Here is a 14,030-nt window from a genome sequence, read left to right on the forward strand (position 1 = left end):
CATGGCTTACGTCGACTCCGCCGACCGCGGACGGATCCGACTGCGCAGGTCGTCGCTCATCTGTCCGGGCGACGACACGAAACTCCTGGGAAAGATGGAGACGGTGGCCGCCGACGTCTGCATCGTGGACTGGGAAGACGGCGTCGTCCCGGCTCGCAAGGAGGAGGCCCGCCGGTTGACCGCCGAGGCCTTGCAGAAGGCCTGGCGGTGTCCGGAGCGGGTGATCCGTACCAACGGGATGGACTCGGACCTGTTCGAAACGGACGTCTTCGCTGCAGTGGCGGCCGGTGTCGATTCGATCATGCTGCCAAAGGTCGAGAACGCCGAGCAGATCATCGAGGCCAACCTGCTCATCGATCGTGCCGAGCAAGCGGCCGGACGCGAGGCAGGGACGGTCGAGGTATGGGCTCTGGCCGAAACGGTGCAGTCGGTCCAGAACGCCGACGCGATCGCGGAAGTCCCACGGGTCACCTGTCTGATCTTCGGTGGAGGCGACCTGGGGGCGGATCTGCGGCTCAAGCGCATCCAGCTCGGGTCGAACCGCACGCTGGGCATCCACCGTTACGAGTACTTCTACGCCTACAGCCGCATGATCACCGCTGCCCGCGCGGCCGGCATCGACATCCAGGTCACAGGTTTCACCTCCTACACCGATCTGGACGCCTCTCGTGAGGACGCGGAGATCTCCGCCCAGTTCGGCGCGACCGGCGCGCTGGCCATCAGCCCCCGCCAGCTACCGATCTACAACGAGGTGTTCGGGCCCGGCGCCGACGATCTCGTCTGGGCCGACAAGGTTCTGGCCGCGGTGGATGCCGCGGCGGCCGAGCAGCGCGCCGTCGTGGTGGTCGACGGCAGCATGGTCGACGGTCCGTTCATCCGTAACGCCCGCTTCCTGCGGTCTCTGCAGGATCTGATCGATGCCCACGACGGGAGCGTCGGATGATCGAGTTCGCCGATCTGCGCGAGTTGATCGCCCCGCGATCGATCACCCTCATTGGTGCCGGGGAAACCGGTCTCGGAGCGTGGCTCACCCGGAACGTGTTGGAGCACTCGACCTTCGCCGGACCGATCCACCTGGTCACGGACCGGCGGCCGGAGGTTTTCGGTCGACCGACATTCCCGTCGGTCGCCGACATCGACGGCGAGATCGACGTCGCCCTGATCCTGTTGCCCCGCGGACTGGTACCGCAGGCGCTGCGGGACGCGCAGGCCAAGGGGGCGCGATTCGCAGTCATCATGGCCGGCGGATTCGGCGAGTTCGGCGATGAGGAGGGCATCGCACTGGACCGCGAACTGCGCGAGGTGATCGCAGCCGGATCGACCCGGGTGGTCGGGCCGAACTCGCCCGGGGTGGGATCGATCCTGGCGCCGCTCGGATTGACCATCCAGCCGGGCTTCAAGGACGAACTGTCGCCCGGTCCGATCGGGCTGATCGCGCAGAGCGGCGGTGTCACTCGCGCGGTGCTCCAGGACTCGCACCGCGGAGTCGGTTTCTCCGCCTTCTTCGCCACCGGCAACCAGATGGACCTGGACGTCGCGGACTACCTCAATTACTTCGTCCAGGACGCGGCGACGAAGGGTGTGGCGCTGGCCATCGAGAGTGTTCCGTCGTCGGACCGCTTTGTCGAGGCCGCCGAACGCGCGCGGGCAGCCGGTAAACCGGTGGTCATGCTCAAGACGGGCACATCGGAGGCAGGACGGAAGGCGGCCAGCTCGCACACCGGCGCGGTCGTCGGTGAGCAGGGAGCGATGCGCGCGGTCGCTGCGCAGCACGGGATCTCGGTCGTCGATGATCTGATTCACCTGGTCAACGTGGTGCACTACCGGCTCGCCGTCACCCACGGGAACCAGGGCTGGACCCCACGCAGCCGGGAGGTCGCAATCGTCGGCATGTCCGGCGGTTCGGGCGTCCTGGTGGCTGACGCACTGGCCACCAACGGCGTCGGACTCGCCGAACTGGACCCGAGCACCAAGGATCGGATGCGGCTGTTCCTCCCGCCGACCTTGCCGCTGTCCAACCCGCTGGACCTGGCCGATGCAAGCTTCCGGGAGAACGCCTTCGAGGACTCCCTGCGCCTGGTAGCCCAGGATCCGGGCGTCGGTGCCCTGCTTGTCATCTTCAACGCCTGGTACGAGAACAACTCCATGCGATACGCCAAGGCCGCGATCGCCGTGGCGGCCGAGGCCGACGTGCCGGTGATCCCGGTCTGGATGTCGGCGCGCGGTGGTCCGGAGCTCGATGTACTGGTCCAGGCCGGCCTGCTGCCGGTCCGATCGGCGACGGAGGCCGCGGCCACGGTGCAGTCCCTCATGGCCGACGCGGCCGGCCCACCAACGGCCACGACATCACCAGTCAACGAGATGATCTCGACGCCTCGACTGCCCGACGGCACGATCCTGGAGGACCGTGCCAAGCAACTGCTCGATGCACGCGGTGTGCGCGTCTCCCGGGAACTGGTGGTCGACACCCTGGAAGCGGCGAAGGCGGCGGCCGACGCGATCGGCTACCCGGTCATCCTCAAGGGTTTGGACGACTCCGCCACCCACCGGGCCGGCACCGGGCTGGTGTCCGGCGCCGTGCGCACCGCGAAGCAACTGGTGGACGCCTGGAACGGCATCGCCGACGCCTTCCGCACGCACACCGGCCGCGACGGCTGCCCGGTGCTGGTGGCCGAGTTCGTCGAAGGCGAACTGGAGGCCTACATCGGGCTGAAGCGCGATCCCGAGTGGGGGATGATCCTCAGCCTGGGATTGGGCGGCCGGTGGATCGAGGAGATCGCCGACGCCGCGGTCTTGCCGCTGCCGGCCACGGCAGAAGCCATCGAGAACGCCCTGACAGCATCAAAACTCGCTCGAGCGATCGAGCGATCACAGCTCCACGGCGCTCCGCGGGCGGGACTGCTCGACATCGCTGTCCGGATCGCCGCGCTGGGGGCCGAACACCCGGAGATCTCCGAGCTGGACGTGAACCCGGTGATCCTCACCCGGGTCGCCGCGGTCGCGGTCGATGCGCTCATCACAGTCGAGCGCTGCGGCACGGACTCCGGGTGAACAGGGAGCAGGGGGAGCGGGTGACTCACTGGTTCGCCGCCCGCGGTCACCAGTTCGACGCATCCGGCGCGCGCCGATTCACCGGCGGTCTGGCCAACGTCAACCAACTCGTCACGTTCGACGGGCGGCCGGCTGTGCTCCGTCACCCACCGGTCGGTCCACGGCAGGTAGGAGCCAACGACATGGCGCGGGAGTGGAAGGTGCTGTCCGGGTTGGGTGCCGTGTACCCGCTCGCCCCTCTCGGGCTGGCCTACTGCGACGACGAATCCGTGCTCGGGGTGCCGTTCCTGCTTGTGGAGTTCCGCGACGGCATCGCGATCGGTGCGGACATGCCACCGATGGGCGCCGTCGATGCGCCGAAAAGGCTCACCGGTGCGCTGGTGGGTGTCATGGCGGAGCTGCACGACGTCGACCCGGCAGCCGCCGGTGTGGCAGATCTCGGCCGGCCCGAGAACTTTCTGTCGCGACAGGTGACGTCGTGGCACAAGCGGGCCGGCGCCGTCTGGCCGCAGGACATACCCGCCGGAATCGACCGGATGTCCGCCGCACTGGCTGCGAAAGTACCGGTCGACGACGAGGTGTGCTTGTTGCACATGGATCTCAAGTTCGACAACATGTTGGTGAACCCGGACACCTGCGACGCACAGGCGGTCATCGACTGGGACATGGCCACCCGTGGGACGCCGCTGTTCGACCTGGCGGTGCTGCTGGCCTACTGGATCGAGCCGTCGGATCCGGCGGACGTGCAGGCGTTGGAACGTGTCCCGTCCCTGCGTGACGGATTCGGCAGCCGGACCGATCTGGCCGAGCAGTACCTCGCCCGGACCGGGCGCTCGGGCGACAACCTGGTCTGGTTGGTCGCCCTCGCCCGCTACCGGCTCGCGGTGTTGTGGATGCAACTGTTCCGGCTGTGGCAACAGGGATCGGTCATCGGCGACGGATACGCGGACTTCGAACGACTGGCGCTGGCCCTGTTGGACCTTGCCGAGCACAACTACCTGAAAGGCACGCTGTGATCGACTTCTCCATCCCCGAGGACCTGGTCGCCAAGCGTGACCGCGTCAGGCAGTGGGTGATCGACGAGATCATCCCGTACGAGACCGATCCGCGGCTGACCCAGCACGGCCCGACCGACGGACTCCGCCAGGAGCTCGTCGAGAAGGCCCGCGCCGCCGGTCTGCTGACCATCCAGGCCCCGGTGGAGTACGGCGGCTGGGGCCTGTCGCACCTCGAGCAGGCCGTGCTGTACGAGGCGGCCGGATGGTCCACCCTGGGACCGGTCGCGATGAACTGCGCCGCCCCGGACGAGGGCAACATGTTCCTGCTCAACAAGATCACCGACGCAGCGCAGGCCGAGCGCTACCTCCGCCCGGTCATCGAAGGCCACCAGCGTTCGGTGTTCGCGATGACCGAGCCGGACGGCGCCGGGTCCGACCCCGGGCAGCTACGGACGACGGCCACCTTCGACGGCACCCACTTCCGCATCGACGGACTCAAGTGGCTGATCACCGGGGCCAACGGCGCCAGGACCTGGATCATCATGGCGGACCTGCAGGAGAACCCGCACCTGCCGTCGGGCCCGACCCTCTTCCTCGCCGACGGCGACGCGCCGGGGATCGTCATCGAGCGGGTGATGAACTCGATGGACCGCAACTATGTGGAAGGACACTGCGTCGTCAGGTTCGACGGGCTGTCCCTGCCGCGGGAAGCCCTGCTCGGTGAGGCCGGCGCGGCGTTCCGGTACGCCCAGTTGCGGCTCGCACCGGCCAGATTGACGCACGCGATGCGCTGGCTCGGTGCCGCTGAGCGCGCGCAGAGCATCGCCATCGACCACGCCCGCACACGCACTGCGTTCGGCAAGCCCATCGCCGAGCACCAGGGTGTCTCGTTCAAGATCGCCGACAACGAGATTGCCTTGCATCACTGCCGTCTGTCCGTCTGGTACGTCGCATGGTTGCTCGATCAGGGTGAGAAGGCAAGGCACGAGAGCTCCGTCGCGAAGGCGTTCGTCTCCGAGGAACTGTTCCGGGTGCTGGACCGCTGCGTCCAGGTGCTCGGCGGGATCGGTGTGACCGAGGAGACCCCGGTGTCGATGCTCTTCCGCGATGTGCGCGGATTCCGTCTGTACGACGGCCCGACCGAGGTGCACCAGTACGCCATCGCCAGGAAGGTGCTGGGGGGCGGGCGATGACGTCGACGCTTGCGCACCGGGTGGAGATCCTCCTGCCCGACGGTTCGCTCGCGCCGGGCGCCGAGTCACCGCTGTCCGATGACGAGGTGATCGATGCCCTCGGGTGGATGATCCTGTCCCGGACGCTGGACGCGCGGTTGATCAGCCTGCAACGCCAGGGCCGGATGGGCACCTTCTCGGCGGTGCACGGCCAGGAGGCCGCGGTCGTCGGGGCGGCCATCGCGGTACGACGCGGACACGACTGGATGGTCCCGGCGTACCGCGAGGCACCCGCGATGATCCTGCACGGCTATCCGCTGGAGAACTTCATCCTCTACTGGCGCGGCAACATGGCGGGCGGACGCGTTCCGGACAACGTCCGCATGCTGCCGACACAGATCGCTCTGGGCGCACAGATCCCGCACGCAGTCGGGCTGGCCTGGGGACGAAAGCTGCAGCAGACCGACGAGGTCGTCCTGACCTACTTCGGCGACGGCGCCTCGTCGGAAGGCGACTTCCACGAAGCGCTGAACCTCGCCGGTGTCGTCCGGGCGCCCGTGGTGTTCGCCCTGCAGAACAACGGATGGGCGATCTCCACACCACGCTCACGGCAGACTGCCGCGGAGTCATTCGCCGCCCGGGCTGCCGGCTACGGCATTCCCGGGGTGCTGGTCGACGGCAACGACCTGTTCGCCGTCCACGCCGCGACGAGGGACGCGGTGGAGCGGGCACGCCGCGGCGAGGGGGCCACCCTACTGGAGCTGCAGACCGTTCGGATGGGCGCGCACAACACCGCTGACGACCCCTCGCGGTACGTACCGGAGGACCCCGCGACCGTCCGGGACGACATCGATCCGATCACCCGGGTGACGAGATATCTTGCTCGGCTTGGGCTCTGGGATGATGCCCGGGCCGGCGAGATGCAAACACGGGCCGACGCGGAGATCGACCGCGCCCTGGCCGTTGCCGATGCCTACCCCGCCCCCGACGTCGAAGGCCTTTTCACCGACGTGTACCACCGGCCATCGGAACGCCTGCTGCGGCAGCGACGGCAGGCTCTCCAGATCTCGGAGGAGGACGCGCGATGACGACGATGACCATGGTCGAGGCAATCAGGTCCGCGTTGCAGTTCGAGATGCAGCGTGACGACCGGGTGATGGTGCTGGGACAGGATGTCGGGCGACTCGGCGGCGTCTTCCGCGCCACCGACGGATTGCTCGACACCTTCGGTGCGGATCGCGTGGTGGACATGCCTCTCGCCGAGGCGGCCATCGTGGGATCGGCACTGGGTCTGGCGCTCTCGGGCCTGGTGCCGATCGCAGAGATCCAGTTCCTCGGCTTCAGCAATCAGGCCTTCCACCAGATCGCGCCGCAGCTGGCCCGGTACCGCTACCGCTCCCAGGGTCGTTTCGACGTCCCGGTGACCATCCGCGCCCCGTTCGGTGGCGGGGTGCGTACACCGGAACTCCACTCGGACGCGATCGAGGCCCAGTACGCCAATGCGCCCGGTCTCAAGATCGTGATGCCGTCGAACCCGTACGACGCGAAAGGCCTGCTGCTCGAGGCGATCCGCGATCGCGATCCAGTGCTGTTCTGCGAGCCGCTGCGTGGCTACCGGCTGGTCAAGGGCGAGGTGCCGGACGGTGACTACACGGTGCCGTTCGGGCAGGCCGCGGTGACCCGCGAGGGATCGGACGTGACGATCGTCGCCTGGAGCGCCGCGGTACAACTGGCGGAGAAGGCCGCCGATGTGCTTGCCGCGGAGGGTATCTCGGCCAAGGTGTTGGACCTTCGCACACTGGTCCCGTTGGACGTCGACGGGTTGGCCCGGGCGGTCGCGACCACCGGGCGTTGTGTGGTCGTGCACGAGGCCCCGTTGACCGCCGGCTTCGGCGCGGAGGTGGTGGCCACCATCAACGAGGAGGCCTTCTACTCGCTGGAGGCGCCGGTCGAACGAGTGGCCGCACCCGACCTGCCCTACCCGTCGTTCCAGTTCGAGGAGCTCTACATCCCCGGCGTGGCCTCCGTTGTCGCCGCCGCGCGACGAGCAGTGCGGGTGCCGGCATGACCAGGGTCGACTTCGCCCTGCCGGACGTGGGGGAGGGCCTGGACGAGGCCGAGGTGGTGCGCTGGCTGGTCGGCGAAGGTGAGCAGGCCGCTCGCGACCAGCCGGTGGTCGAGATCGAGACGTCCAAATCGATCGTCGAGCTGCCGGCACCGGGCACCGGAACGATGGTGTCGCACGCGGCGGCCGAGGGGGACATCGTCCCGGTCGGTGGCCTGCTCTTCGTCTTCGAGACCGATGCCCCGGCCACCACACCGGCGGCCCAGCCGGTCCGCGCGCCCGATCCGTCACCGCAGGCAGCAGGCATGCCCGCCGATCCCGACAGGGGCGCGGACGTGCGCGCTGCGACGCGACCACTGGCCTCGCCGTCGACCCGTCAGCGGGCGCGGGACGCCGGTGTCGATCTTGCGGCCGTGCGCGGTACCGGCCCTCACCACAGGATCACCCGGCAGGACCTCGAAGCGCACCTCTCCGCGGCGTCCGCACCCGGGGGGAGTGGCGCCGAGCCGGCCGCTGACCCCTCGGCGGCCGTCCTCCCGGTGCCCACGGCCGGGACCGACGAGGTGCGACCGTTGCGCGGTCTGCGGCGGCAGATCGCCAAGGCGATGACCACGGCGTGGAACACGGTCCCGCACATCACCGACATGCGGGAGGTCGACGCGACGCGCCTGGTCACTGCGCGGCAGGCGCTCAAGAACCACCTGGCCCTGGGCGAGGTGCCATTCACCTTCCTGCCATTGGTGATCCGCGCAGTGACCGCCGCGCTGGCGCAGGTTCCGGCTTTCAATTCCAGCATCGACACGGAAGCCGACACCGTCACCGTGCACGGTCGCCGCAACATCGGCCTGGCGACCTCTGCGCCCGACGGACTGATGGTCCCTGTCCTCAAGGACGCGGATCAACTGTCGCTGGCCGAGATCGCCCGTCAGGTCCGGACGCTGACCGATCGGGCGCGCCACCGAACCAGCACACCGGCCGAACTGACCGGAGGAACGTTCACCATCACCAACTTCGGCTCGTACGGCAGCTGGCTCGCAACACCGATCATCCGGCCGCCCGAGGCGGCGATCCTGGGTATCGGGCGTATCCAGGACCGCGTGGTCCCGGTCGACGGCGAACCGGCGATCCGGCCGGTGCTCACCCTGTGCGTCTCCGCTGACCACCGAATCATCGACGGCGAGGACATGGGCCTGTTCCTCGGTGCACTCGGCCGGTACCTGAGCGATCCGATCCTGCTGCTGGACGGTGCCTGATGGTCGTCGGCGAGATCGCCGAGTCGATCGACCTGCTGGTGATCGGAGGCGGGCCGGGCGGATACACAGCGGCTCTGGAGGCTGCCGCATTGGGCCGCACGGTCACCCTGGTGGACCGGGACGGGCCGGCGGGTCTGGGCGGCGTCTGCCTGCGGGTCGGCTGCATCCCGAGCAAGGCACTCATCGAGGTGGCCGAGCTGCGCAGTCGCTATGCCGCCCTGGCCGTCGCAGGTCTGCGCGGAGTCGTCGAGCCGTTCGACATGGGAGCGTTCCAGGCATGGAAGGACGCCATCGTCGCCCGCCTGACCGGTGGGGTCGCCGGATTGCTCAAGGCGGCCGGCGTGACCATCCTGACCGGCGGGTTCCGGTTCCTCGGCGCCCGCCGCGGTGTGGTCGACGCCGGCGGCACCACGCCGCCGCAGTTCCTGGAATTCACCGACGCAGTGATTGCCACCGGATCGACCCCGCGTGCCCTTCCGAGGTTGGTACGCGACGGAGTACACATCCTGGACTCCACCGACGTGCTCGGCCTGACAGCCCTGCCCTCGTCGGTCGCGGTGGTCGGCGGCGGCTATATCGGCGTCGAACTCGGCACGGCACTACGCAAGCTGGGCAGCGCGGTCACGATTGTCGAGGCCCAGGAATCGTTGTTGCCCGGCCTGCCCTCCGAAGTGGTCACCCCGGTCCGGAAGCGGCTGTCGGCACTGGGGGTCGACGTCCGTACCGGAACTTCGGTGGCAGGTGTGGAACAAGACGAGTTGGTGCTGGCCGGCGCCGGCGCCGGGGCCGTCCCCGCCGAGGTCGTCGTCGTCGCGATCGGGCGGCGACCCAACACCGACGACCTCGGGCTGGCCGACGCCGGCATCCAGGTGGGAGCTGACGGCCTGCTCGCAGTCGGCCCCGATCGCATCGTCGTGCCGCACATCGCGGCGATCGGCGACGTGACAGCGGGCCCGGCACTCGCGCACAAGGCGACCGCCGAGGCGCGGGTCGCTGTGGCCGCCCTGTCCGGTCGCCGTGTCGCGTTCGAACCCGCAACGATTCCCATGGTCGTCTACAGCGACCCGGAGATCGCGATCACCGGGGCGATGGGCATCGACCAGAGCCGACAGGCCTCCGTGCGCCGGCCCTTCGCCGCCTCGGGGCGAGCTCTGACCACCGGTGATCCCACAGGTTTCGTGCGGATGGCGGCGATGCCGGACGGCGGACCGGTGACTGGCGTCCACATCGTCGGCCCCCACGCATCGGAGCTCATCAGCGAAGCGGTGCTGGCCATCGAGATGGCGGCGAGCCCGGAAGATGTGTGGTCGACCATCCACCCCCACCCGACCCTGGCCGAGGCGATCGCAGACGTGGCCCTCGATCTCCGCAGTTCGTGAGTCGGTCCGGCGGCCCGGGTACCCGTAGGACCGCCGCCGCCACGCCGTCCTGATGTGATGTTGGAAAGGAGCGCGGAGATGAACAGTGACTTCGTCGATCTGCTGAACGGTTACGGCGTCGACGCCGATGGGTTGCGCACCCGCTATGACAACGAGCGGGACGCTCGCGAACGACCGGATGCCGTCCGCCAGTTCGTGAAGGTCGACGCCGAGTTCTCGCACTACGTCGACGATCCGTACGCCGAGCCGCTCGACCGAATGCCGATCGAGGACCAGGACACCGACGCCGTGGTGATCGGGGCCGGTTTCGGCGGCCTGCTGGCCGCCGGCCGATTGCGCCAGGCAGGTCTGCAGCGGATCCGACTCGTGGAGCGCGGCGGCGATGTCGGCGGAACCTGGTACTGGAACCGGTATCCCGGTGTGCAGTGCGACATCGACTCGTACGTCTACCTCCCGCTGCTGGAGGAGACCGGCTACCTGCCGACGCTGAAGTATGCCTACGGCCAGGAGATCTTCACCCACGCCCGACGCATCGCCCAGCACTTCGGTCTCTACCCTGACGCCCTGTTCCAGACCGGGGTCACCGATTTGCAGTGGCAGGACGACAAGGCCCGGTGGCTGGTCGAGACCGACCGCGGCGACCGGATCGAGGCGCGGCACGTGGTGGTCGCCAACGGCGCCCTCAGCCGGGCGAAGCTGCCCGGCATCCCGGGCATCGAGTCGTTCCAAGGGCACACCTTCCACACCAGCCGATGGGACTACGCCTACACCGGGGGCGACCAGAACGGGAATCTGGATCGACTGTCCGACAAGCGGGTCGGGATCATCGGCACAGGGGCCACCTCGATCCAGGTCGTCCCGCACCTGGCCGAATCGGCGCGGGAGGTGTACGTCTTCCAGCGGACCCCCTCGGTGGTCGGTCCGCGCAACAACCGACCCACCGATCCGGTCTGGGCGGTCTCGCTGCAACCCGGGTGGCAGCGCGAGCGCATGGAGAACTTCACCGACGTCGTCTACGGCGTCAGGGACGACGTCGATCTGGTGAGCGACAGCTGGACGGAGTTGAACAAGGCGATCACCGGAACCGCCGCCACACGGGCCGAGCGCCGGCTTGGCCGCACTCTGTCGGCCGACGAACGCAAACTGGCCATCGAGTTCTCCGACCTCCGGGCGGGTAATGCGTTGCGCGACAGGATCGAGACCCTGGTCGAGGATCCGGCCACCGCGGAGCGGCTCAAGGCCTGGTACTACCTGTACTGCAAGCGCCCCTGCTTCCACGACGGCTACCTGCCGGCGTTCAACCGGCCGAACGTGACGTTGGTGCAGACTGCCGGCACCGGGGTGGACCGGCTGACCGAGCGGGGCGTGGTGGTCGGTGACAGGGAGTACCAGCTGGACTGCCTGATCTTCGCCTCCGGGTTCGAGGTCGCGACGAGTTTCGTCAGCCAGACCGGATTCGACCCGGTGGGTATCGACGGGGTCCGACTGTCCGATCATTGGGTCAAAGGACCGCGAACGCTGCACGGCATGCAGGCCAGCGGATTTCCGAACCTGTTCTTCATGGGCATCGTGCAGAACTCGTCGACGCTGAACTTCACCCACATGCTTGCCGAGCAGGCCGGCCACATCGCCGACGTGGTGGCGCGTTCCGTACGGCGCCGGCAGCCGGTGACGGTGACCGCGGAATCCGAGCAGGCCTGGCTGGACGAGATGCTGGCATTCGCAGGCGATGCGGAGGTGCAGCGGTGGCTGCGCTGCACCCCGAGCTACCTCAACGGCGACGGCGATGTCGAGAACGCATTCGGTTTCCTCGCCCGCCGCTATGCCGGTGGCCCGCAACGGTTCTTCCGCCTGCTCGAGCAATGGCGGACCGCTGAACACCCTGAGGGTCTGGTGTACCTGTGACCGACGAAGCAGCTCTGCGGCAACTGTTCTCGGAGATCAGCAACTGGGGCCGCTGGGGGGCTGACGACGAGCGCGGGACGGTCAACCTGGTGACCCCGCGGTCCGTCGTGCGTGCTGCGGCGGAGGTCATCGAGGGGTTGACCATCGGCTGCGGTGAGATCGACCTGTCCGGATCGCGGCTCGGGCGGTCACGGGGCGAGCTGGAGATGCTCACCACCGGCGAGCAGCACGTCGCCGAACCGACACTGGCCACCGAGTCCATCAGCGTGGCCTTCCACGGACCGGGACACACCCACATCGACGCGCTGTGTCACGTCTTCTTCGACGGCTCGATGTACAACGGGCGGCCCGCGTCGCTGGTGGGTGACCATGGCGCCGCACTGAATGCGGTGACCGCTTTCGGGAACGGGATCGTCACCAGGGCGGTACTCGCCGACATTCCGGCCCTGCGCGGCGCCGACTGGGTCGACCCGGACCAGCCGGTCCAGCCGGAGGAACTCGACGCCGCGCTGGAGCTGCAAGGGTGCTCGGTGGAACCGGGGGATGCGCTGGTGGTGTACGTCGGACGAGCCCGCCGCCGGGCTGTGCTCGGCGTGTCCGCCGAATTCGACCGCACGCCGGTGCTGGCCGGGCTGGACCCGGCCTGCCTGCGCTGGCTCCGCAAACGCGACATCTCGGTCCTGGCCGGCGACGGCGGCAACGATGCCCGGCCGGCCGGCGACGTCGGGCGGGTGATCTTCCCGGTGCACGTCGGTGCCTTGGTGTATCTCGGTCTGCCGCTCATCGACAACCTCCAGGCGGAGGACCTCGCAACCGCATGCCGTACCCGGGAGCGGTACTCGTTCTCCCTGAGCATCGCGCCGCTGCGCATAGGGCGGGGGACCGGATCCCCGGTGAACCCGATCGCCACCTTCTGACCCCTTCCGTCCGCCGAACACAGATCGAGGAGACATCGATCCACATGGTGAATCCGTTCAAGGACATGCGGTTCCGGATCGCGAGGCCGTCCGAGCCGATCACCGTGGAGGACTACCGGCGGCGTGCGCGCCGCAAGCTCCCGGACATGGTGTGGCCATTCCTGGACGGCGGCGCCGAGGACGAGATGACACTGCGCGGTAACCGGTCGGCCTTCGAGAAGTGGGCCCTGCGCACCAAGGTGCTGGCCGGTCATCCGGGCGCTTCGACAGCGGTCACGGTCGCAGGCGAGCAGCTCGCCTTCCCCGTCTTCACCTCACCCACCGGTACCACCGGCCTCCTGCATTGGGAGGGCGAGCGTGCAGCGGCGATCGGAGCGGAGCGCGCCGGCACCAGGGCCGTGATCAGCACCGCCGCCAGCTGGACGCCCGAGGAGATCGCCGATGCGACCGAGCACCGGCACTTCTTCCAGCTCTACCCCTGGGCGAACCCCGACCATGGGGGACGGGCGCTGACAACAGCGTTCCTCCGGCGCGCCCGAGCGGCCGGATACCGCGCTCTCTGGGTGACCGTCGACGCACCGGCGGTCGGCAACCGGGACGGTGAGCGGCGCAGGGGAATGGGAGCGCCACCCACCCTCTCCGTACGCCAGATGCTCAGCGGCGCGGCGCATCCCCGCTGGTCCTACCACTTCCTCACCAAGAACCGGATCACACCGCGGATGTTGGCGCAGGAGGCGAGGGCCGACGGCGCCGTCGGTGCGGTGCGCATGCAGGGCAGCCTGATGCGTCCCGATCTGAACTGGGACGACTTCCGGTGGATCCGGGACCAGTGGGACCTGCCCCTGATCATCAAAGGGGTGTTGAGCGCGGAGGACGCCGTGCGGTCCGTCGAACTCGGAGCGGACGGCGTGATGGTGTCCAACCACGGCGGTCGACAACTCGACGGCGCACAGGCGAGCCTGGACGCACTGCCCGCCGTCGTCGACGCCCTGCACGGCCGGGTGCCGGTCTACCTCGACGGCGGCATCCGCCGGGGGACAGACGTGATCAAAGCGCTCGCGCTGGGCGCCGACGCGGTCGGTGTCGGCCGTGCGTACATCTACGGGTTGGTCGCCAACGGTGCCGAGGGTGTGCGGCACGTGCTGGACATCATTCGCGCCGAGATGGTCCAGGCGCTCCTGCTGATGGGCGTCGGCGACGTCGCGGAACTCGACCGCAGCTGGTTGACACCCGCGTCCACGTCATCGGCAGCGACTCCGGTCCTGTCCAGCTGATCGTCACTGAAGGAGA

The 14,030-nt window shown here is 68.7% G+C and carries 11 protein-coding genes; all 11 read left to right on the forward strand.

Annotation, left to right across the window (positions count from 1 at the left end):
• The first annotated feature begins 1 nt into the window (after position 1).
• Positions 2–943 (forward strand): HpcH/HpaI aldolase/citrate lyase family protein, encoded by a 942-nt coding sequence (locus GIS00_RS01095; protein WP_154766587.1) that lies wholly within the window; start codon positions 2–4, stop codon positions 941–943.
• Positions 940–3,051 (forward strand): acetate--CoA ligase family protein, encoded by a 2,112-nt coding sequence (locus GIS00_RS01100; RefSeq protein WP_154766588.1) that lies wholly within the window; start codon positions 940–942, stop codon positions 3,049–3,051. The genes GIS00_RS01095 and GIS00_RS01100 overlap by 4 nt, the downstream gene beginning before the upstream one ends.
• Positions 3,048–4,067: a phosphotransferase family protein gene (locus GIS00_RS01105; protein ID WP_322097324.1), complete on the forward strand. Its 1,020-nt coding sequence runs from the start codon at positions 3,048–3,050 to the stop codon at positions 4,065–4,067. Before GIS00_RS01100 ends, GIS00_RS01105 begins: the two co-directional genes overlap by 4 nt.
• Complete coding sequence (locus GIS00_RS01110) at positions 4,064–5,242, forward strand: acyl-CoA dehydrogenase family protein (protein WP_322097325.1); 1,179 nt, start codon at positions 4,064–4,066, stop codon at positions 5,240–5,242. The genes GIS00_RS01105 and GIS00_RS01110 overlap by 4 nt, the downstream gene beginning before the upstream one ends.
• A complete protein-coding gene (locus tag GIS00_RS01115) occupies positions 5,239–6,309 on the forward strand; it encodes a thiamine pyrophosphate-dependent enzyme (protein WP_154766589.1) in 1,071 nt (356 codons plus the stop codon). The genes GIS00_RS01110 and GIS00_RS01115 overlap by 4 nt, the downstream gene beginning before the upstream one ends.
• Positions 6,306–7,289: an alpha-ketoacid dehydrogenase subunit beta gene (locus tag GIS00_RS01120; RefSeq protein ID WP_154766590.1), complete on the forward strand. Its 984-nt coding sequence runs from the start codon at positions 6,306–6,308 to the stop codon at positions 7,287–7,289. The genes GIS00_RS01115 and GIS00_RS01120 overlap by 4 nt, the downstream gene beginning before the upstream one ends.
• Entirely contained in the window at positions 7,286–8,539 is a 1,254-nt protein-coding gene (locus tag GIS00_RS01125) for a dihydrolipoamide acetyltransferase family protein (RefSeq protein WP_154766591.1), read from the forward strand. The genes GIS00_RS01120 and GIS00_RS01125 overlap by 4 nt, the downstream gene beginning before the upstream one ends.
• Positions 8,539–9,918, forward strand: coding sequence for a dihydrolipoyl dehydrogenase family protein (locus GIS00_RS01130; protein ID WP_154766592.1), 1,380 nt, complete (start codon positions 8,539–8,541; stop codon positions 9,916–9,918). The genes GIS00_RS01125 and GIS00_RS01130 overlap by 1 nt, the downstream gene beginning before the upstream one ends.
• A 78-nt stretch (positions 9,919–9,996) precedes the next feature.
• On the forward strand, positions 9,997–11,823 hold the full coding sequence (locus GIS00_RS01135; RefSeq protein WP_154766593.1) for a flavin-containing monooxygenase: 1,827 nt from the start codon (positions 9,997–9,999) through the stop codon (positions 11,821–11,823).
• Complete coding sequence (locus tag GIS00_RS27115) at positions 11,820–12,740, forward strand: cyclase family protein (RefSeq protein WP_154766594.1); 921 nt, start codon at positions 11,820–11,822, stop codon at positions 12,738–12,740. Before GIS00_RS01135 ends, GIS00_RS27115 begins: the two co-directional genes overlap by 4 nt.
• A gap of 44 nt (positions 12,741–12,784) precedes the next feature.
• Positions 12,785–14,014: an alpha-hydroxy acid oxidase gene (locus tag GIS00_RS01145; RefSeq protein ID WP_230312710.1), complete on the forward strand. Its 1,230-nt coding sequence runs from the start codon at positions 12,785–12,787 to the stop codon at positions 14,012–14,014.
• The last annotated feature ends 16 nt before the right edge of the window (positions 14,015–14,030 follow it).

Source organism: Nakamurella alba (assembly GCF_009707545.1).
Taxonomy (GTDB): Bacteria; Actinomycetota; Actinomycetes; order Mycobacteriales; family Nakamurellaceae; genus Nakamurella; species Nakamurella alba.